Source organism: Catenulispora sp. EB89 (genome assembly GCF_041261445.1).
Lineage (GTDB): Bacteria > Actinomycetota > Actinomycetes > Streptomycetales > Catenulisporaceae > Catenulispora.
In genome coordinates this window covers 53,963-73,362 of the sequence record NZ_JBGCCU010000011.1, presented here as the reverse complement: position 1 = coordinate 73,362, position 19,400 = coordinate 53,963, and the positions used below count along the sequence as shown (strand labels likewise).

Here is a 19,400-nt window from a genome sequence, read left to right as displayed (position 1 = left end):
AAGCGCTTCAACGTTGCGTTGAGGTTAAGGCAGCATCAGGAGAGGCACAAGAGTGCGTTGGCGGCTGAATCCACTGCTGATCCTCGAACCCGCGGTAGCGTTGATTGTGGCGAAGCGCTTCGACGATCTGTTTCGACAGCTCGCGCACGTGGCGCCGTGCGGCCGCGCCCCTTACGCCTCTTGCAATCAGAGCCCTGCGGAGCGCGGTCTCGTCGTGATGACCTGCGGCCGTCGGCAAGATCTCTTGCAAGTTTCAGAAAGTTGACGCAAGAGCGTTGACTCAGTCCGTGGCCTGGCGCACTCTTCGTGGTGCGTCTCCAGGTCAGCGGCCGCGGCCTTGCCTTCCTGTCCGGTTCTCGACGATGTCGAAAGGCTCATCCGCCATGAGTTCGTCCCCACGGACGCGCGCCCGCGCCCGGTCCTCCGGCCTGGCCGCCCTTACCGCGGCCGGGGTGCTGGTCGCCGGCGCCGTCGCTTTCAGCACCTCGCTCAGCACCCCTCTCCGGAGCTCGTCCACCTCGTCCACGGCGCCCGCTGGGTCGTCGAACGACGTCATCGCCAACCTCTTCGAATGGAACTGGCCCTCGGTCGCCACCGAGTGCACCACGGTGCTCGGACCCAAGGGCTACGGCGCGGTGCAGGTCGCGCCGCCGCAGGACTCGATCCGGCTGGCCGGGGCCACGCACGCCTGGTGGGACGTGTACCAGCCGGTCGGGTACGACCTGAACAGCCGGATGGGCAGCGAGGCGCAGTTCGCCTCGATGGTCTCCGCCTGCCACGCCGCCGGGGTGAAGGTGTACGTGGACGCGGTGTTGAACCACACCGCCGGGTCGAACCAGACCTCCACCGACTCCTACGGCGGGGACTCGTTCAACCCGGCGACGTACACGTACGGGTCGATCGGGTACACGAGCTCGAACTTCCACTTCGATCCGCCGTGCCCGAACTCGGATCTGAGCATTAAGGACTGGAACAACGCCACGCAGGTGCAGGAGTGCCAGCTGCTGTCGCTGTCGGATTTGTACACCGAGCAGGACTCCGTGCGCGGCAAGCTCGCCGGGTACCTGAACAAGCTGGAGGGGTACGGCGTCGACGGGTTCCGGATGGACTCGGCCAAGCACATCGCGCAGGCCGACATGGCCGCGATCCTGGCACAGACGAACAACACGAACGCCGGGGTGCGGCCGTACGTGTACCAGGAGGTGATGCCCGGCGGGAGCGGGGCGTTGGCGCCGGCGGCGTTCGAGGGGAACGGGAACGTGCTGGGGTTCGACTACGCGTACGGGATCCGGAGCGCGTTCCTCGGGTCGATCAGCGGTCTGCAGAACTTCGGGCAGGGGTTCGAGCCGTCGGCGTCGGACGCGGTCATGGTCACCAACCACGATCTGGAGCGGAACGGGACGGCGCTGAGCTACAAGGACGGGGCGACGTACACGCTGGCGACGGAGTTCGAGCTGGCGTACGGCTGGGGCAGTACACCGCAGGTGTACTCGGGGTTCGACTACAGCACCAACGACCAGTCGCCGCCGGCCGACGCCAACGGGTTCGTGACCGGGACGGTGTGCGAGACCGGGGTGTGGGAGTGCCTGGACCGGGAGCAGGGGGTGGCGAACCTGGTCGGGTTCCACAACGTGACGCGGGGGCTGGACGTCGGGAACTGGTGGAGCGACGGGAACAACGCGATCGCCTTTTCGCGGGGGTCGGCGGGGTGGATCTCGGTGAACAACGAGGGGTCGGCGGTGAGCAGCAGCTACCAGACGGGGCTGCCGGCCGGGACGTACTGCGATGTGGTGCATGGGGAGTTCGCGGGTGGTTCTTGTAGCGGCCCGACTGTGGTGGTGAGTGCTTCCGGTACGGCGACGGTGACGACTGCGTCGAAGGATGCGGTGGCTATCGATGTCGATGCTGTGGTCGGTTCCTCCGGGCCGCCGCCTACGTCTGCTTCCTCTTCTCCCTCTTCGCCTTCGTCTTCGGTCGCGGAGACCTTCACGGTGACCGGCGCTCCGTCCGGTGCCCCGATCTACCTGGTCGGTTCACTGTCCGCTCTGGGCTCTTGGGCTCCGGGTTCGGCGATTCCGTTGACGCAGAACGGTTCGCAGTGGTCGGCGACGGTGACGTTGCCCGCTTCCACCGCGTTTCAGTACAAGTACATCGCCAAGGACGCCGGCGGGAACGTGACGTGGGAGCCTGATCCGAACCACAGCGCTGCCACGGGGACTTCTGCCGCGTCGCTCGCCGACACCTGGCACGGGGCTACCGCGACGGTGAGCGTCGCGTTCAACGTCAACGCGACGACGTGGTACGGGCAGAACGTCTACGTCGTCGGCTCGATACCGGCGCTCGGGAGCTGGAACACGGCGAGCGCCGTGGCGCTGTCGTCGGCGGGGTATCCGGTGTGGAGCGGGGCGGTGGCGCTGCCGCCGAACACCGCGTTCGAGTACAAGTACCTCAAGAAGGATCCGGACGGCACGATCGAGTGGGAGTCCGGCGCCAACCGGACGTCCAGTACCGGGGCTTCGGGGTCGGTGACATTGAACGACAGCTGGAAGTAGCTTCCCGCGCCGCTCAGTGGGCCTTCGCGGTCGCATGCGAGGGCCCGCTGACCGCGGCCGCGACGCCCAGCCCGATGTAGACGCACCCGGCGACGATCTGCTGCCGCCGCACCACCTTCGGCTTGCGCAGCAGGCTCTGCGCGACGCCGCCGGCCAGCGCGGCGTAACAGCAGTCGCTGACGAGCGTGATCGCGACGACGAGCGTGCCGAGGACGAGCATCTGCGCGGCGACGGCGCCATGGCCCTGGACCACGAACTGCGGCAGGAACGAGAAGATGAACAGCGCCGCCTTCGGATTCAGCACACCGACGACAAGGCCCTGCCCGAACAGACGCGAGAGCGGCTGCGGCGCCGCCTCCCCCGCCGCCGACGGCACCGACCGGTCCAGCAACCGCCGCACCCCGAGGTAGACGAGGTAGCCAGCACCGGCGAAGCGAACGACGTCATACGCGATCTCGGACGTGGTCAGCAACGCCGACAACCCGAAAGCAGCCGCGACCACCAAAACCAGGTTCCCGCACGCCACCCCGAGCCCCGAAGCCATCCCCGCCCGCCGACTCTGATCAACACTCCGCGTCACGATGAACACCACCGCCGGCCCCGGCACCACCGCGAAGACCACCGCCGCACCGGCAACGAGCAAGAGCTGGGACAACGTCACCATCGGGGCCTCCCAAAGCCATCCGGACGCGGTGAGGGGTGCACCGATCGCCAGAGCGGCGATTATGCGCGGTTCGGGGGCGAGGGGCTAGCGATTTTCGGCGGCGGGCACGAGGCCTTCCTCGCTCGATTGCGGACCAGCCCAACCTGCTCTTGACTGGCGACGTGACATCGAACGGCGACTGGGATGCCGCCGGGACCCGACTACTCGGCGCCGCCGCCGAGATGATCGCCGCAGCTCGCTTCGCACTAGCCGGGCTGCCTGTCTACCGACCGTTGGCGGATGACCGCGGTGTTGATCTGCTGGTCGATCTCGGGGCGGGCCGGCACCTGGTGGTGCAGGTCAAGTCCGTTCGGGTGAATGCCGGCGCCGGAACGTATGTCTTCATGAGCAAGAAACATTTCCCGCTGGAGGAGCACTATGCGCTGTGCTTGGTGGTCTTCGCCCACGCCGATCCGCAACCCCGGCTGTTTCTGGTGCCCGCGACTGTGTGGCGGTCACCGGTGCGGCCGTTCGTCGACCACCACTTCGCCGGTTTGAAGAGCCCGCCCGAGTTCGGGCTGAACATCAACAAGACCTGGCGCCAGGACCTCGCTGCCTGGGAGCTTGATCAGCAGATCAGCCAGCTTATGTAAGGCTTCGGCTGTCCAACTCCCCGATGCGCGCGACCACCGCCCCGCTCTTCGGGCACGCCCACACCGCCGCCTCCTCCACCACCGTCGCCCGGAGCGGGTGCGAGTTCGGGTGCTCCGGGCAGTGCGGCCAGACCGCTGCCACGCCCTCCGTCCACAGTGCCTCCACTGCCCATTCCTGGATCTGGTCGGCGAGGTCGGCGAGGCGGTCGGGGGCGGTGGTGCCGCGGGGTTGGGTCAGGCCTTGGCCGCTGCCGTCGGGGGCGTAGAGCATCGGGCCGTAGCCGGGGTTCTCGCGGAGTTCGGGTTGTACGGCGCTTTGTGCGCGGAGGTCGTGGAACACCGTCTCCAGTGCCGCCGCGAATTCCGGGTCGTTCACGTCCACCAGTGCGTCCACGTCCGCCCCCCGGGGCTCCGATCGCGGCTTGTTTGCCGGAATGGCAACGGTGTTTGGTCGTGCGCCGCCGTCCGGCGCATGATCACAACCGTACCAGGAGCACCGGATCGCAGGAGGCATCATGACCAGCACACCGCACCACCCCCGACACCGCCTCGTCGCCACGCCCGCAGGCCGCATTCACCTGGTCGAGCAGGGCGAAGGTCCGCTCGTGCTGCTCATCCACGGCTTCCCGGAGGGCTGGTACTCCTGGCGCCGGCAGCTCCCCGCGCTGGCGCGCGCCGGGTACCGGGCCGTGGCCGTCGACGTGCGGGGCTACGGCCGCTCGTCGAAGCCCGGCGACGCGGCGGCGTACCGCATGGTCGAGCTCGTCGAGGACAACGTCGCCGTGGTCGAGGCGCTCGGCGAGAGCAGCGCGATCGTCGTCGGCCACGACTGGGGCGCGACCATCGCCGCGAACACCGCCCTCCTGCGGCCCGACGTCGTCCGCGCCGTCGCGCTCCTCAGCGTCCCCTACGCTCCGCGCGGCGGGCCGCGGCCCAGCGATGTGTTCGCGCAGATGGGCGGTGATGAAGAGTTCTACGTCAGCTACTTCCAGGAGCCGGGCCGCGCCGAGGCGGAGATCGAACCCGACGTGCGCGGCTGGCTCGCGGGGTTCTATGCGGCGCTGTCCGCCGACACCATGCCCGGCTCGGACGCGCCCTCGCCACACTTCGTCGCGCGCGAAGGCGGCCGGCTCCGCGACCGGTTCCCGCAAGGCCGCCGGCCCGCCTGGCTCACCGAAGCCGACCTCGACGCGCACGCCGCAGAGTTCGAACGCACCGGCCTGACCGGCGCCCTGAACCGCTACCGCGCGATGGACCGCGACTGGGAAGACCTCGCCGACCTCGACGGAGCCCCGATCACGCAACCGTCCCTGTTCATCGGCGGATCCCAGGACGCCTCGACCACCTGGCTGGCCGACGCCATCAAGGCCTTCCCGCACACGATGCCCGCCCTCAGCGCCGCGCACATCCTCGATGGCGCCGGCCACTGGCTCCAGCAGGAACGCCCTGATGACGTCAACCGACTCCTAACCGACTGGCTGGCGGACGTCGCGACCCCGGACAGCTGAACCAACCGGTCACCACGTCACAGCTGCGAAGCACCCCCGTCCACCACAAGCTCAGCGCCGGTGGTGAAGGTGGCGTCGAAGGCTAGGAACGCAAAAGCCTTGGCGATCTCAGCCGGATCGCCGAACCGCCCCATCGGATTAGCGTCCCGCATCTGCGCCGCGGTCTGCTCGGCGGCCTCCTTCGGCATCACCTTCTCCAGAATCCCGGTCGCGATCGGCCCCGGGCTGATCGCGTTCACCCGGATCCCCCGGGGCAGCAGTTCACGCGCCAGGCTCCGGGTCATGGAACGCACCGCCGCCTTACTCGCCGAGTAAGCGCTGATCATCTCCAGCCCCTTGACGTTCGCAACCGACGTCGTCAACACAACGCTGCCACCCTCCCGCAACAGCGGCGCAAGCTTCTGCACGGTGAAGTACGCGCCCTTGACGTTCGTCGCGAACACTTCGTCGTAGACCGCCTCGGTCATCGCCTCGAACGGCATGAACCGAGTGATCCCGGCGTTCACGAACAGCGCATCGACCCCGCCGAACTCCGCCTCCGCCCGAGCCGCGAGCGCGCCGATATCGTCCAGGTCGGCGACATCGCCCCGCACCGCCACCGCGCCGTCGCCGAGCTGCGCACGCGCCGCGGCGAGCGCCTCCGGGTCGCGGCCGGTGATCAGCACCCGCGCTCCCCCGTCGGCCAACAGCTTCGCCGTGACCAGGCCGAAGCCGCTGCTCCCGCCGGTGATCACCACGTTCTTCCGCAGATAATCGTTCATGATTCGAGTCAAGGCCACGGCCGGGGTCGCGGTCCAAGACCTGGTCGGAATGGGGTCATACCGCAGCCGCATGACCCGACGTACGCTTGACGAATGGATCTCGACCTCCGCCTGGTCCGGTACTTCACCGCCGTGGCCGAGCACGAGGGCTTCGGCCGGGCCGCAGCCGCGCTGCACGTCGCCCAGCCGGCGCTGAGCCGGCAGATCCAACGGCTGGAGCACCAGATCGGCGCGCGCCTGTTCGACCGCACCCCGCACGGCGTCAGCCTCACCGAAGCAGGTCAGGAGTTCCTGCCGTACGCACGAACCCTGCTGACCACAGCACACCGCGGCGCGCTGGCGGCCCGATCCGCACCGGCGGGCAGGCTCGTCATCGGCCACGTCGGCGACCTGGCCGTCACCCCGGCGGTCCGCGAACTGCGCCGACTCCACCCCGCCGCCCTCATCCGCACCCGCCACCTGGACTGGAGAGAGCTCGACGCCCTGCCCGAGCACCGCGTCGACGCGCTCGTGACCAGGCTGCCGCTGCCGATGGCGCCAGACCGGCTCCGCATCACAGCCCTCTACGACGAGCCCCGCGTGGCCGTCCTCCCCTCGGACCACCGGCTGGCCGGCAAGGAGTCCATCACCCTCGACGACCTCGCCGACCAGGAGCTCATCGCCTGCGCCTACACCCCGACGATCTGGGGCACGCCCCAGCCCGGGCCGACCGGGTCGGCGGTCCCCGAAGCCCCCGGCGCCGACGACGGCTTCGAGGACAAGCTGGAGCTCATCGCCGCCGGCCACTCCGTCGCGGTCCTACCGGCCGGCGAGCACCGCCGCGCCTCGCGCCCCGGTCTCGTGACCGTTCCGATCAGCGGTATGGACCCGTGCCACGTCGTCGCCGCCACCCGCGCCGAAGACGACTCCCGGCTGGCGAACGCGTTCCACCGGGCGATGGCCCGAACGCTGGGCGTCACGCCGCAATAGGCGGCGGCGCCAGCGGCTCCGACACCCCGGTCGCGAAGTAGCGCCCTTCGATGGCGTCGAGCGCGACCCGCACCGCGCCCAGCACCACCCACTCGGCGTCCAGGCTGGAGGCGACCACCGGCGGCACCCGGATGCAGTCCCGCTCCAGCTCGGCGGCGAGTCGGTCCAGGACCAGATCCGCGGACCGCGAAATACCGCCGCCGAAGACGACCAGCTCCGGGTCGAAGGTGAGCACGAGTGCCGCGATCCCGCCGGCCAGCGCCCGCACGAACCGCTCGGTGGCTACCAGCGCGGTCGGGTCCCCGGCGCGGGCCCGGGAGAACACGAGCTCGGCCATCTGCTCCAGCCGGACTTCCTCATCCAGGCCCGGGTAGCCGAGCAGATGCGTCGGCGCCTCGGCCCAGCCGGACGCCGGCAGCGCCCCGATCTCGCCGGCCGCGCCGGTGTGCCCGCGCAGCAGCCGTCCGCCGACGAACACGCCGTTGCCGGTGCGGAAGCCGGCGTGGATGTAGACCATGTCGTCGACGTCTCGTCCCGCGCCGCGCCAGCGTTCGGCCAGCGCCGCGGCGCGGCCGTCGTTCTCGGCGACGACCGGGCAGCTGACCGTGTCGGCGAACGCCGCGGGGATGTCGATGCCGGTCCAGCCGGGCAGCGCGACGGACAGCGCGACGCGTCCGGAGTGTTCGATGACGCCGGTGCTGGCCACCCCGAGCTGGCTGAGCTGGCCGGGCTCGAGTCCGGCGGCGGCGCAGGCCTCGGTAAGCGTGGCCTTGGCCGACCGCAACCGGTCGGCGGCGGGGGCCGCCGGGCTCACCGTCAGCCGGCTGCGGCCCCGCACCTCGCCGTCGAGGTCGGTGACCAGCGCGGTGATCGCGTGCGCCCCGATGTCGAGCCCTGCGACGTTGCCGGACTCGGCGCGGAACCGGAACACCCGCGCGGGCCGGCCGACGCCGGTGGGCTCGGCCGGCGCGACCGAGGCGACCCAGCCGATCTCGGTCAGCTCGTCGGCCAGGGTCTGCACGATCGGCCGGGACAGCCCCGTCTGCCGGGCGAGCGCCGTCAGCGGCTGCGCCCCGGTCCGGCGCAGCGCGTCCACCACCGACAGCAGCCGCAGCCGGCGCAGCAGCACGGCGTCGGCGCCGTTGACACTCAGCTCAGTCATGTCTCATCTTCCACCCCGCGCGGTCCCACCCTGCAAACGCCGTCGAATATTGACCACGGCAAGAATAATAAACCACGCACCAGGGGTCGGCGCCAGATGATCTGGACGCTGTCTGACTCCAGATTCGCGGGATGAATCCCACGATTCAGCCTTATTCGGGCACTGATCATGCAGTCCGCCTGCCCGATGGCGAGCGCAAGGGTTGACACGCCTCCCCGAGTTAGTAACACTCGCCGCAATATTAATCCCCCGCTCGACGCGATCAGGGTGATGAGACATGGGCATACGCACAGTGGTGGCAGCGTCGGCAGTGCTCGCGCTGGCCGCTTCGACAACCGCTTGTTCGAGCAGCGCGAGCTCCTCCTCCGGCGGTGGCAAGGTTTCCCTCAGCTACGGGGTCTGGGACGCGACACAGGTCCCGGCCATGCAGAAGATCATCGCAGCCTTCGAAGCACAGAACCCGACCATCACGGTCACCATCCAGCAGACGCCGTGGGCGGACTACTGGACCAAGCTCCAGGCGGCCGCCTCCGGCGGTTCGGCGCCCGACGTCTTCTGGATGAACGGCCCGAACTTCCAGCTCTACGCCTCGAACAACGTCCTGGAGCCGCTCACCGACGTGCACCCGGACACCTCGGTGTACCCGCCGGCGCTGGCCAAGCTCTACCAGTACAAGGGCGTGCAGTACGGTCTGCCGAAGGACTTCGACACCGTCGGCCTCTGGTACAACAAGGCCATCTTCGACGCGGCCGGCGTCGCCTACCCCACCGCCGCCTGGACCTGGGCCGATTTCCAAGCCGCGGCGAAAAAACTCACCGACCCGGGCAAGGGCGTCTACGGCGTCGGCGCCAACCTGGAGGGCCAGGAGAACTTCTACGACACGATCTACCAGGCCGGCGGCTACGTCATCTCCCCGGACGGCAAGAAGTCCGGCTACGCCGACCCGGCCAGCATCGCCGGCCTGAAATTCTGGACCGACCTGGTCGCGGCCAAGGAGTCGCCGAGCCTGAAGCAGATGACGGACACCGCGCCGCTGAACCTGTTCGAGTCCGGCAAGCTCGCCATGTACTGGGGCGGGTCCTGGGACGCCAAGGCGTTCGCCGCGAACGACACCACCAAGACCGGCGTCGACGTGGCCCCGCTGCCGGCCGGGGTGAAGAAGGCCACGATCATCCACGGCCTGGCCAACGTGGTGTTCGCGCACACCTCGCACCCGGCGCAGGCCGAGAAGTTCGCCGCGTTCCTCGGCTCGCAGCAGGCCGCGCAGATCGAGGCCGACACCGGCACCGTGATCCCGGCGTACAACGGCACGCAGCAGAGCTGGGTCAAGGCCTATCCGCAGTACCACCTCCAGTCCTTCCTCGACCAGCTGCCCGACGCGGTCCCGTATCCGATCTCCAAGGACACCGCGGCGTGGAACACGCTGGAGACCACCGAGCTGACCAAGGCGTGGGACGGGAGCGAGCCAGTCGACAAGGCCGCCGCCGATCTCGCGACGCAGATGGACGCGGCGCTGGCCAAGGAGGGTTCGTGACGACGGCGGGCGCGGGAGCCCGGCCTCTCGCGCCCGCCGCATCAGCGCTCGGCGGTGGCAGCGGTGGCGGTGGTGGCAGCAGCGGTGCCACCGGCACCCCGAGCGCCCGGGAAACCCGTCGCCGCCGACGGCGCCACCGCAGCACAGAGGCCGCCTGGGCCGCGTTCTTCCTGGCCCCCACCGCACTCGGCCTCGGCGTCTTCTACCTGTGGCCGGTCCTGCAGACGTTCTACTACAGCTTCACCACCTGGGGCCCGTTCGGCGGCCACACCTTCACCGGCCTGGCCAACTACCGCGCCCTCCTCCACGACCCGGACCTGCGCTCGGCGTTCGTCAACACCCTGTGGTACTGCCTGCTCGGCCTGGCCGGCATCCCGATCGCGCTGGTCCTGGCCGCGGTGCTGGCCCGGCCCGGCCGCCGCGGCGTCGGGTTCTACCGCGCGCTGCTGTTCCTGCCGGTGGTGACGATGCCGGTCGCGGTGGCGATCGTGTGGCGCTGGCTCTACGCCGGGGACTACGGCCTGATCAACACCCTGCTGGGCAAGATCGGGATCCACGGCCCCTACTGGATCAGCGACCAGCACACCGCGCTGATCGCGGTGGCCGTGGTCGGGCTGTGGTCCGGCGTCGGGTACACGATGGTGATCCTGATGGCGGGCCTGGAGTCCATCCCGCGTCAGTACTACGAGGCCGCGCAGATCGACGGCGCCGGTCCGGTCCGTCAGTTCTTCGCACTGACGCTGCCGCTGCTGAGCCCCAGCCTGTTCTTCGTGACCGTGCTGTCGGTGATCGGCACGCTGCAGACGTTCGACCTGGTCTACGTCCTCATCGGCCAGACCAATCCGGCGCTGCCGCAGACCAGGAGCGTGGTCTACCTCTTCTACCAGGACGCCTTCGTCGACAACAACCGCGGCTACGCCGCCGCGATCGCGTTCGTGTTGTTGCTGGTGACCGTCGCCCTGACCGGGTTCCAGTTCCGTCTGCAGAAGCGGTGGGTGCACTATGCGTAGCCGCCGGGGATCGATCGGAGCGCACACGTTCCTGATCGCCGCGTCCATCGCCATGGCCGGGCCGTTCCTGTGGGAGCTGCTGACCTCGTTCAAGACCCTGACCGAGGCCACGCGGGTGCCGCCGACCTGGCTCCCGCCGCAGTGGCACGGCTCGAACTACCGCTCGGTGTTCGACACCGTGCCGTTCGGCGACATGCTGGTCAACAGCGTCCTCAACACCCTGGCCCGGACCGCCGCGCAGCTGCTGTTCTGCTCGATGGCCGCGTACGCCTTCGCCCGGCTGCGCTTCCCCGGACGCAGCCTGCTGTTCGGGCTGTTCCTGTCGATCCTGCTGGTGCCCAGCCAGCTGCTGGTCATCCCGCAGTACCAGATCGTCCAGAGCCTGCACCTGCTGAACAGCCGCACGGCGCTGTTCCTGCCGGGCATGTTCAGCGCGTTCGGAACCTTCCTGCTGCGGCAGTTCTTCCTGGCGATGCCGGCCGAGCTGGAGGAGGCCGCGCGGCTCGACGGCGCCGGGCCCCTGCGGATCTATTGGAGCGTCATGCTGCCGCTGGCCCGGCCGGGGCTCATCGCGCTGGGGATCCTGACGATGATCTGGTCCTGGAACGACCTGCTGTGGCCGCTGGTGGTCAACACCGATCCGCACAAGATGCCGCTGTCGGCGGGCCTGGCCTCGTTGCAGGGCCAGTTCATGACCGACTACCCGGTGCTGATGGCCGGGGCGCTGATGGCCACCGTGCCGGTGATCGTCGTCTTCGTGGTGCTGCAACGCCGTGTGATCGAGGGCATCGCCCTGACCGGAACGAAGGGATGAGCATGTCGGAGCTGAGGATCGGCGTCGTGGGGGTGGGCCAGCGCGCGAAGCTGGCCACGCACACGCAGCAGCCGGGGGTGGCGCGGGTGGTGGCGTGCGCAGATCCGAGCGCGCGCGGGCGGGCCCGGGCCCGGGAGCTGTTCGGGGACGACGTCGCGGTCTACGAGGACTGGCACGCGATGCCGGACGGCGAGCTGGACGCGGTGTTCGTGCTCACCCCCGACGACCTGCACGCCGCGCCCGCGCTGCACTTCCTGGCGGCGGGCGTGGCGGTGTTCGTGGACAAGCCGATGGCGATCACGCTCGCCGACTGCGACGCGCTGCTGGCGACGGCGGCGCGGACCGGGACGCGGCTGTACATCGGGCACAACCTGCGGCATCTGCCGATGCTGCGGCGGATGCGGGCGCTGATCGAGGACGGCGCGGTCGGCGAGGTGAAGGCGGTGTGGTGCCGGCACTTCGTGGGCCACGGCGGGGACTTCTACTTCAAGGACTGGCACGCCGAGCGCGCTCACACAACGAGCCTGTTGCTGCAGAAGGGCGCGCACGATCTCGACGTGATCCACTGGCTGGCGGGGGGCTACTCGCGGCAGGTCGTGGCGTTGGGCGGGCTGACGGTCTACGGCGCCAATCCCCATCGGCGGCCAGCCGGGACCGAGAGCCCTGATTCACTCATGGGCGACTGGTTCGACGTCGGCGCGTGGCCGCCTTCGGAGCTGCGCGACCTCAACCCGGTCGTCGACGTCGAAGACCTGTCGCAGATGCTCACGCGGCTCGACAACGGAGTGTTCACCAGCTACCAGCAGTGCCACTACTCCCCCGACTACTGGCGCAACTACACGGTCATCGGCGACGCCGGACGGCTGGAGAACTTCGGCGACGGCATCGACGGCGACCCGGCGGAGATCCGCGTCTGGAACCGGAAGCGCTCCGGCTACCGGAGCGACGCCGACCTGGTCCTCCCCATCACCGGGGACGATGCCGAAGGGCTGCACGGCGGCGCGGACAGCGCGCTGGTCGCGGAGTTCCTGCGCTTCGTCGCGGTCGGCGGCCCGACGGAGACCTCGCCGGTGGCGGCGCGCGAGGCGGTGGCCGCGGGGGTCGCCGCGACCGAGTCGCTGCGCTCCGGCGGCGTGCCGATCGCGGTGGCCGCACCTGACGCGGCGGTCGTCGCGCACTTCGCAGATTCTGCAGGGCACCACCGCCGGGTTCCTTCGATCCCGGCGTCCTCCTTGTAAGTCCACTGTGTGGAAGGAGAGCACCATGCACCTGTCCCGCCCCCGACTACTGGTCGGGATCGCAGCGCTGGCGTTGGCGGTCCTCGGGCTGGCACCGCCGGCGACGGCCGCGCGTGCCGACACCGCGACCGTGCAGCACGTCGGCGTCCCGGCGTACTTCGGGCCCAGCAGCAGCTACTGGACGCAGCTGGAGCAGAGCAACCCGGCGGTCGGCATCGCGATCGCCAACCCGAACAACGGCCTGGGGTCGTCGTTCGACCAGGGCTACGCCGACGCCATCCAGGCGGCCACGTCGTCCGGTGCCCAGGTGATCGGGTACGTCGACACCGGCTACTTCGGGACCACCGGACGCACCACGCGCGACGGCCAGACCAGCACCGCGGCGTGGACCGCGCAGGCCGAGGCCGACGTCGACACCTGGTACAGCTGGTACGGGAGCTACGGCCTGGCCGGGATCTTCTTCGACGACGCGCTGAACGACTGCGGCACGAACAACGCGCACGTCGCGCTGTACCAGGCCGTCGGGTCCTACGTGAAGCAGAACCACCCCGGCGCGCTCACCGCCGACAACCCCGGCACGGCCGCCGACCAGTGCTACGCCTCCGCGGCGGACGTGCTGGTGATGTTCGAGGGCTCGTACGCCTCGTACACGAGCTGGACGCCGCCGGCGTGGGAGCTGAACTCCGGGAATCCGGACCAGTTCTGGCACCTGGTCTACGACACGCCGACGCAGGCCGACATGGAGAACGCGGTCAGCCTCAGCAAGCAGCGCAACGCCGGCTACCTGTACGTCACGAACGACAACCTGCCCAACCCCTGGGACACGCTGCCGCCCGGGGCGTACTGGAACGACGAGCTGGCGCAGGCTGCTGCTCCCGGCGGGGGCGGCGGTGGCGGGGGTTCCTCGTGCACGCCGGTCGCCGGGTCGGGCGCCATCACGAACTTCTCGGCCTGCGTGAGCGGCGGCAACGAGAAGTTCCAGGCCACGTTCAACGCGGCGACCAGCTTCCACCACGTCTTCATCGACAGTGACGACAACCAGAGCACCGGGTTCCAGCTGCCGTCGCCATCCTCGACGCCGCTCGGCGCGGACTACATGATCGAGAACAACACCCTGTATCGGAGCCTGTCCTCCGGCTGGAGCTGGTCGCCGGTGAGCGGCGTGAGCCCGGCCATGACGCAGAACGGGAACGTGTACACGTGGACCGTCCCGCTGAGCGCGCTGGGGAGTTCGGCGGCGACTCAGCGGACGGTGTTCAACGGGAACTCGTTCTACACCGCGCCGATCACCTTCAGCCGGGGCTGAGGCCGGCTGACTGTTCGGCCAGGACCGCGTAGGCGATGGCCTCGTCCCACGTGGGCTGGGCGGCGGTACCGCCGACGGCCTGGGTGGACAGGGCACCGCAGGCGCAGCCGACGGCGAGGGCCTGGTCCAGGTCCTCGCCGTTGAGCAGCGCGGCGAGGAACCCGGCGTCGAAGCTGTCACCGGCGCCGACGGTGTCGACAGGGGAGAGCGGCGTGACGTGCGCGGCGTGGGTTTCGGCGCCGCGGCGGGCCGTCGCACCGTCGCGGCCACGCTTGACGGCGGGGGTGACGCCGGCTTCGACGAAGGCTGCCATCGCCTGCTCGACGGTGGCGGTGCCGGTCAGGGCCAGCGCCTCGGCTTCGTTCGGGAGGACGTAGTCGCAGACTTCGAGCAACCCGGGGGCCAGGCGCCACGTGCCGGCCGGGTCGTGGTTGGTGTCGAGGGAGCACGTGGCGCGCGCCGTGCGGAACAGGTCGGGCAGCCGCGCCGCCAAGGTCGGCTGGAGGAAGTAGGACGCGGCGTGGACGTGCCGGGCCTCGGGCAGCTGCTGCGGATCGAACGCGGCGAGGCAGCCGGCGGCGGTGAGGATGGCGCGGTCACCGCCGGGGCCGCCGAGGCAGACGGTCAGGGCGGTGGGCAGCTCGGCATGGCGCGTGACGGCGCCGATGTCGACGCCGGCGGAGGTGAGCGTATCGAGGACGAAGTCGCCGGCGGCATCGCGCCCGACCACCGCCGCCAGCGCGGTAGAGAGTCCAAGCCTCGCGGCACCGTGCGCGACAATCGCCGCCGACCCGCCGAGCGCCAGGACACCCGAGTCGACCAGAGTCTCAGCCTGGCCATACGGCGGCACCGGCGGGACGCCGGAGAGCAGGACGTCGGGGTTCGCGTCGCCGACGACGAGGAGGTCGAAGGTCATGTCAGGCCTCGCAGTTCTGCGAGGCCGACCCCGCTCACCGACCACCCCGAGCAGCCAGCGGCGCGCGCCGCAGCGGCTCCGGCAGCGCGTCGCCGTGGGCCTCGACCATCGCGTCGCACAGGGCCCAGATCTGCTCGACGGTGAGCGCCGCTGCGGTGGCCGGGTCCGCCATCGCGGCGTGCCTGATGTGGCGGGGGTCGCCCTCGACTGCGGCGGCGACGACCAGGTCGACCACGTTCAGGAAGTGGCGGTTCGGCGCCGCCAGCTGGACCGGCAGGGGTCCGACGTGGTGCGGGTGGACGCCGAGGCGGTCCAGTGTGGCCGGGACCTCTACCGCCGCGCCCTGGGGCAGGTTGCTGATCAGGCCGGTGTTCGGGGTGTTCACCTGGATCGTACGCGGGGTGCCGGTGACCAGGCTGTGGATCACCTGCGGGGCGTACTCCGCCGCGTCGCTCTCCCAGCCGCCGGTGAGGTCGTCGCCGTCGGCGACCGCCTTGCGGAGGGCCTGGTACTCGGCCAGGTTCTCGGCGTCGATGGTCATGTAGTCGCCGACCGGGATGCGGAGGCGGGCGATCTCGCTGTCGTGGCCGAGGTACCAGGGTACGTACTCGGAGCTGTGCTCGCTGGTCTCCGTCGGGTAGAAGCCCAGCCGGCGGTACATGTCGACGCGGACGCGCCGGGCCAGGTCGGGGCGTGCTGTGATGGCCGCGTCCAGCTGCGGGTAGAGGTCGCGTCCCTGGTGCTGCCAGCGCAGGATCCAGGCCTGGTGGTTGACGCCCGCCGACAGGACGTCGACCTCCTCGTACGGGACGCCGATGATCTCGCAGAGGCCGCGTACCGTCCAGTACACCGAGTGGCACAGACCGACGGCCTTCAGCCGGGGCGCGACCGTGCTCAGGTACTGGATGTTCATGGCCATCGGGTTGGTGTAGTTCAGCAGCCAGGCGTCCGGGCACACCTCGGCCATGTCCTCGGCCAGCGCCTTCAGCACCGGGAAGGTGCGCAGGGCGCGGAAGATGCCGCCGACGCCCAGCGTGTCGCCGATCGTCTGCCGCAGGCCGGCGGCGGCCGGGACCTCGAAGTCGGTGACCACGGCCCGGTGGCCGCCGACCGCGATCATGTTGACCACGGCGTCGGCGCCGTCCAGGGCCTTGCGGCGGTCGGTGGTGGCCGTGACGGTCACCTCGGCGCCGAGCGTGCGCACCGCGTGGTCGGCCAGCGCGGCGGCGACCTGCAGGCGCTCGGGGTCGATGTCGTGCAGCGCGATGGTCACGCCGGACAGCTCGGGATAGGACAGGATGTCGTGCAGCAGCTGGCGGGTGAAGACCACCGAGCCGGCGCCGATGAAGACTATGCGGAACACGCGGGATTCTCTTTCGGGAGAAGACGGAAGCGCGATGAGAAGGAGGGTCAGGCCGACGCGGGCGACGGCGTGTGCGGACGCAGAATCACCGACCGCGTCAGATGCCGCGGCGCGTCCGGGTTCAGCCCCCGGCGCGCGGCCAGCTCCAGCGCTAGGCGCTGGGCCACGATCAGCGACGCCAGCGGATCAAGGTCCTGCTGGACCCACAACCCCCCGGTCGCCCCGACCTGCTCGGCCAGCCCCTCGGGCGCCTCGCCGAACATCCACACCGCCGACTGCTCGTCGGTGATGGCGATCGGACCGTGCCGGTAGTCCATGGCCGGGTACGACTCCGACCACGCCAGCGCCGCCTCGCGCATCTTCAGCGCGGCCTCGGCGGCCAGGCCGGTCGTCCAGCCCGCGCCCAGGAACGTGAACTGCGTGCGGTCGGCGATGCCCGAGGGCAGCGGCGAGCCGACCGCGGTCTGCGCGTCGGCGATCGCGCCCGACACGTCCTCGCCGAGGTGCGCGCGCAGCAGTACCAGCGTCGTGGTGGCGAAGCGGGTCTGCACCACCGATCGCTCGTCGGCGAAGTCGAGCACGATGACGCTCCCGGCCAGCGCCGGGGCCGGGGAGTCGGCCACGCCGGTGATGAGCGTGGTCGGCGCGGTGGCGGCGGCCAGCACGTCCAGGATCTCGGTCGTGGTCCCGGACCGGCTCAGCGCCAGCACCCGGTCGTAGCTGCGGCCGGCCGGCAGCTCGGAGGCGGTGAAGGCGTCGGTCTCCCCGGCGCCGGAGGCCTCGCGCAGGCCGGCGTAGGCCTGCGCCATGAACCAGGACGTCCCGCAGCCGACGACGGCCACCCGCTCGCCGGGCTGCGGCAGGCCGTCCGCCGAGGCGGCCAGGTCGGCGGCCCGCTGCCAGCTGTGCGGCTGGTCGGTGAGCTCGGCGGCGACGAAAGAAGGCAAGGAAGGCATGGTGCTCCGTTCAGGCAACGTGTTCGAGCAGGTTGTTCGGCAAGCTGATGGGAGGGGTGACGGGGAAGCTGTTCGGCACCGGGAGACCGCCGGCGCCCGCCTCAGCCCTTGAGCCCGGACATGCTCATCGTCTGCACGAACTGCCGCTGCGCGACGAGGAATCCGAGGATCAGCGGCGCGGTGGCCACGACGTTGCAGGCCATCAGCTCCTGCCAGTCGATGTGGTGCGCGCCCTGGAAGTTGATCAGCCCGAGCTGGATGGTGAACTTCGACGGGTCGTTGATCGCGATCAGCGGCCACAGCAGGTCGTTCCAGGAGTTGAGCAGCGTGAACACGGCCAGCGTGGCCAACGCGGGCCGGGCCAGCGGCAGCACGATGCGGAAGAACACGCCGAAGGTGGTCAGGCCGTCGATCCGGCCCGCCTCCTCCAGGTCCTTGGGCAGCGACAGGAAGAACTGCCGCATCAGGAACACGCCGAAGGCCGAGGTCAGGAACGGCACGAAGGCCGCGCCGAGGGTGTCGATGAGCCCCAGGTGGGTGAACATGAAGTAGGTGGGGATCATCAGCATCTGGGTCGGGATCATGATTGTGGCGACCAGCGTCACGAACGCCACGGTCCGGCCCCGGAACGACAGCCGCGCGTAGGCGTAGCCGCCGAGCGAGCACAGGATCAGGTGGCTGACGATCGCGATGCCGGAGACGATGGCCGAGTTCAGCATCCAGCGCCCGACCGGGGCGTCCCGGAAGAGCCGGACGTAGCCGCTGATGTGCAGGGCCGAGGGGATGAACCGCGGCGGGAACCGGTTGATGTCCGCGTTCGAGGTGAACGAGGCCAGCACCATCTGCAGCAGCGGGAGCAGGAACAGCAGGGACAGCGGCATCAGGAACAGGTGCCAGCGGCTGGCTCTGCTGATTGCGTGGGTCAGGCGGCTCATCAGAAGGCCTCGATCTTGCTGCGCCGGGCGTACGCGAACAGCCCGAGGGTGATCACCAGGGTGGCGCCGAACAGCGTGTAGGCGACGGCGGATCCGTAGCCGTAGCGGGACAGGTTGAACGCCTGGTTGTAGACGAAGTACACGACGGTCTGGCTGGCTCCCAGCGGTCCGCCGTGCGTGGTGGTCAGGACCAGCTCGAAGATCTGCAGCACCGAGATCGTCTCCCAGACCCCGACGAACACCGTGACCGGCGCCAGGCTGGGCAGGATCACGTGCCGGAACTGCTGCCAGCGGTTGGCGCCGTCCATGCGCGCCGCCTCCAGGCAGTCGGTCGGGATGTCCTGGAGCGCGGCGAGGTAGACGATGACGGAGAACGCCAGGTCCGTCCACAGGTAGATCAGGGCGATGACCCACATGACCTCGTGCCGGTCGGCCAGGAAGCCCTGCTGCGGCAGGTGCAGCACCCGCAGCACGTTGTTGGCCAGGCCGAACTGCTGGTCGAACACGAAGTTGGCGAGGATGCCGGTGGCCGCTGCGGAGACGACCAGGGGCACGAACAGCGCGGTCCGGTAGAAGGAGATGAAGCGGATCTTCCGGTTCAGCGCGATCGCCAGGAACATGCCCAGGACCAGCACCACCGGCACGTACAGGACGGTGAACAGCACGGTGTGGTTCACCGCGGACCGGAAGTCCGAGTCCTGAAGCATCAGGCGGTAGTTGTCCCAGCCGATCTGGCGCGCCGGGGTGATGCCGTTCCAGTGCTCCCGGGAGATCAGGAACGCCCAGCCGGCCGGGAACAGGGTGAGGCCCAGGATGATCAGGGTGGCCGGCGCGGCGAAGGACCAGCCGGTGAGGTTGGCGACGACGCGGCGGCGCCGGGCGGTCCACTTCGGCTTCTCCCGGCCGGGGCCGAAAGCCCCGCCGAGGTCGTCGGCCGCGAAGCCGGCACCGAAGCCGGCACCGGAGCCGGCGTCGGAGCCAGCAGCGAGCGCCGCCCCCGACCCCGTCGCGGCGTGCCGGCGCCGGGCGCCGCCGCCTCCGGCCTTCTCATGATCCGATATCAGGATTCCGTGTTTCATC

Annotated in this window: 18 protein-coding genes; 9 read left to right on the top strand and 9 right to left on the bottom strand. The window is 70.0% G+C overall.

The window, feature by feature from the left end:
* Positions 1–383 precede the first annotated feature (383 nt).
* Entirely contained in the window at positions 384–2,552 is a 2,169-nt protein-coding gene (locus tag ABH920_RS23755) for a carbohydrate-binding module family 20 domain-containing protein (RefSeq protein WP_370351300.1), read from the top strand.
* A 13-nt stretch (positions 2,553–2,565) separates the two neighbouring features.
* On the opposite strand, the gene ABH920_RS23750 is transcribed toward ABH920_RS23755, so the two are convergent.
* Positions 2,566–3,216 carry a LysE family translocator gene (locus ABH920_RS23750; protein ID WP_370351299.1) on the bottom strand — a complete coding sequence of 217 codons (651 nt, stop codon included), beginning with the start codon at positions 3,214–3,216 and terminating at the stop codon, positions 2,566–2,568.
* A gap of 161 nt (positions 3,217–3,377) precedes the next feature.
* On the opposite strand from ABH920_RS23750, the gene ABH920_RS23745 reads away from it, so the two are divergent.
* Positions 3,378–3,848 (top strand): hypothetical protein, encoded by a 471-nt coding sequence (locus tag ABH920_RS23745; RefSeq protein ID WP_370351298.1) that lies wholly within the window; start codon positions 3,378–3,380, stop codon positions 3,846–3,848.
* Here ABH920_RS23745 and ABH920_RS23740 read toward each other — a convergent pair.
* Positions 3,841–4,242, bottom strand: coding sequence for a hypothetical protein (locus tag ABH920_RS23740; RefSeq protein WP_370351297.1), 402 nt, complete (start codon positions 4,240–4,242; stop codon positions 3,841–3,843). The genes ABH920_RS23745 and ABH920_RS23740 overlap by 8 nt on opposite strands.
* Before the next feature lie 121 nt (positions 4,243–4,363).
* Between ABH920_RS23740 and ABH920_RS23735 the strand changes: the two genes are divergently transcribed.
* Positions 4,364–5,356 (top strand): alpha/beta hydrolase, encoded by a 993-nt coding sequence (locus ABH920_RS23735; RefSeq protein ID WP_370351296.1) that lies wholly within the window; start codon positions 4,364–4,366, stop codon positions 5,354–5,356.
* Positions 5,357–5,373: 17 nt separating this feature from the next.
* On the opposite strand, the gene ABH920_RS23730 is transcribed toward ABH920_RS23735, so the two are convergent.
* Positions 5,374–6,117, bottom strand: coding sequence for a glucose 1-dehydrogenase (locus ABH920_RS23730; protein ID WP_370351494.1), 744 nt, complete (start codon positions 6,115–6,117; stop codon positions 5,374–5,376).
* A gap of 93 nt (positions 6,118–6,210) precedes the next feature.
* On the opposite strand from ABH920_RS23730, the gene ABH920_RS23725 reads away from it, so the two are divergent.
* Positions 6,211–7,086, top strand: a complete 876-nt coding sequence (locus tag ABH920_RS23725; RefSeq protein ID WP_370351295.1) for a LysR family transcriptional regulator — start codon at positions 6,211–6,213, stop codon at positions 7,084–7,086.
* On the opposite strand, the gene ABH920_RS23720 is transcribed toward ABH920_RS23725, so the two are convergent.
* Positions 7,073–8,248 carry an ROK family protein gene (locus ABH920_RS23720; RefSeq protein ID WP_370351294.1) on the bottom strand — a complete coding sequence of 392 codons (1,176 nt, stop codon included), beginning with the start codon at positions 8,246–8,248 and terminating at the stop codon, positions 7,073–7,075. The two genes, ABH920_RS23725 and ABH920_RS23720, sit on opposite strands and share 14 nt — an antisense overlap.
* A gap of 277 nt (positions 8,249–8,525) precedes the next feature.
* Between ABH920_RS23720 and ABH920_RS23715 the strand changes: the two genes are divergently transcribed.
* The 5 genes from ABH920_RS23715 to ABH920_RS23695 are packed head-to-tail and all read left to right on the top strand — an operon-like array spanning position 8,526 to position 14,150.
* The gene (locus ABH920_RS23715; protein ID WP_370351293.1) at positions 8,526–9,782 is read left to right on the top strand and encodes a sugar ABC transporter substrate-binding protein; all 1,257 of its coding nucleotides are present in this window, start codon (positions 8,526–8,528) and stop codon (positions 9,780–9,782) included.
* Positions 9,779–10,792, top strand: a complete 1,014-nt coding sequence (locus ABH920_RS23710; protein WP_370351292.1) for a carbohydrate ABC transporter permease — start codon at positions 9,779–9,781, stop codon at positions 10,790–10,792. Before ABH920_RS23715 ends, ABH920_RS23710 begins: the two co-directional genes overlap by 4 nt.
* The gene (locus ABH920_RS23705) at positions 10,785–11,606 is read left to right on the top strand and encodes a carbohydrate ABC transporter permease (RefSeq protein ID WP_370351291.1); all 822 of its coding nucleotides are present in this window, start codon (positions 10,785–10,787) and stop codon (positions 11,604–11,606) included. The genes ABH920_RS23710 and ABH920_RS23705 overlap by 8 nt, the downstream gene beginning before the upstream one ends.
* A 2-nt stretch (positions 11,607–11,608) precedes the next feature.
* Positions 11,609–12,844, top strand: coding sequence for a Gfo/Idh/MocA family protein (locus ABH920_RS23700; protein WP_370351290.1), 1,236 nt, complete (start codon positions 11,609–11,611; stop codon positions 12,842–12,844).
* Positions 12,845–12,869: 25 nt separating this feature from the next.
* Positions 12,870–14,150, top strand: a complete 1,281-nt coding sequence (locus tag ABH920_RS23695; RefSeq protein WP_370351289.1) for a spherulation-specific family 4 protein — start codon at positions 12,870–12,872, stop codon at positions 14,148–14,150.
* On the opposite strand, the gene ABH920_RS23690 is transcribed toward ABH920_RS23695, so the two are convergent.
* The 5 genes from ABH920_RS23690 to ABH920_RS23670 form a co-directional block, all read right to left on the bottom strand.
* Positions 14,137–15,066, bottom strand: coding sequence for a carbohydrate kinase family protein (locus ABH920_RS23690; RefSeq protein WP_370351288.1), 930 nt, complete (start codon positions 15,064–15,066; stop codon positions 14,137–14,139). The genes ABH920_RS23695 and ABH920_RS23690 overlap by 14 nt on opposite strands.
* A gap of 34 nt (positions 15,067–15,100) precedes the next feature.
* Positions 15,101–16,429: an alpha-glucosidase/alpha-galactosidase gene (locus tag ABH920_RS23685; RefSeq protein WP_370351287.1), complete on the bottom strand. Its 1,329-nt coding sequence runs from the start codon at positions 16,427–16,429 to the stop codon at positions 15,101–15,103.
* Between the two features lie 47 nt (positions 16,430–16,476).
* Positions 16,477–17,376, bottom strand: coding sequence for an SIS domain-containing protein (locus tag ABH920_RS23680; RefSeq protein ID WP_370351286.1), 900 nt, complete (start codon positions 17,374–17,376; stop codon positions 16,477–16,479).
* Positions 17,377–17,486: 110 nt separating this feature from the next.
* A complete protein-coding gene (locus ABH920_RS23675) occupies positions 17,487–18,320 on the bottom strand; it encodes a carbohydrate ABC transporter permease (protein WP_370351285.1) in 834 nt (277 codons plus the stop codon).
* The gene (locus tag ABH920_RS23670) at positions 18,320–19,399 is read right to left on the bottom strand and encodes a carbohydrate ABC transporter permease (protein WP_370351284.1); all 1,080 of its coding nucleotides are present in this window, start codon (positions 19,397–19,399) and stop codon (positions 18,320–18,322) included. The genes ABH920_RS23675 and ABH920_RS23670 overlap by 1 nt, the downstream gene beginning before the upstream one ends.
* Position 19,400: the final 1 nt, after the last annotated feature.

Coding starts and splice junctions, on each gene's coding strand:
- ABH920_RS23755 (WP_370351300.1), top strand. CDS start 384: ATGAGTTCGTCCCCACGGACGCGCGCCCGCGCCCGGTCCTCCGGCCTG.
- ABH920_RS23750 (WP_370351299.1), bottom strand. CDS start 3,216: ATGGTGACGTTGTCCCAGCTCTTGCTCGTTGCCGGTGCGGCGGTGGTC.
- ABH920_RS23735 (WP_370351296.1), top strand. CDS start 4,364: ATGACCAGCACACCGCACCACCCCCGACACCGCCTCGTCGCCACGCCC.
- ABH920_RS23730 (WP_370351494.1), bottom strand. CDS start 6,117: ATGAACGATTATCTGCGGAAGAACGTGGTGATCACCGGCGGGAGCAGC.
- ABH920_RS23725 (WP_370351295.1), top strand. CDS start 6,211: ATGGATCTCGACCTCCGCCTGGTCCGGTACTTCACCGCCGTGGCCGAG.
- ABH920_RS23720 (WP_370351294.1), bottom strand. CDS start 8,248: ATGACTGAGCTGAGTGTCAACGGCGCCGACGCCGTGCTGCTGCGCCGG.
- ABH920_RS23715 (WP_370351293.1), top strand. CDS start 8,526: ATGGGCATACGCACAGTGGTGGCAGCGTCGGCAGTGCTCGCGCTGGCC.
- ABH920_RS23705 (WP_370351291.1), top strand. CDS start 10,785: ATGCGTAGCCGCCGGGGATCGATCGGAGCGCACACGTTCCTGATCGCC.
- ABH920_RS23700 (WP_370351290.1), top strand. CDS start 11,609: ATGTCGGAGCTGAGGATCGGCGTCGTGGGGGTGGGCCAGCGCGCGAAG.
- ABH920_RS23695 (WP_370351289.1), top strand. CDS start 12,870: ATGCACCTGTCCCGCCCCCGACTACTGGTCGGGATCGCAGCGCTGGCG.
- ABH920_RS23690 (WP_370351288.1), bottom strand. CDS start 15,066: ATGACCTTCGACCTCCTCGTCGTCGGCGACGCGAACCCCGACGTCCTG.
- ABH920_RS23675 (WP_370351285.1), bottom strand. CDS start 18,320: ATGAGCCGCCTGACCCACGCAATCAGCAGAGCCAGCCGCTGGCACCTG.
- ABH920_RS23670 (WP_370351284.1), bottom strand. CDS start 19,399: ATGAAACACGGAATCCTGATATCGGATCATGAGAAGGCCGGAGGCGGC.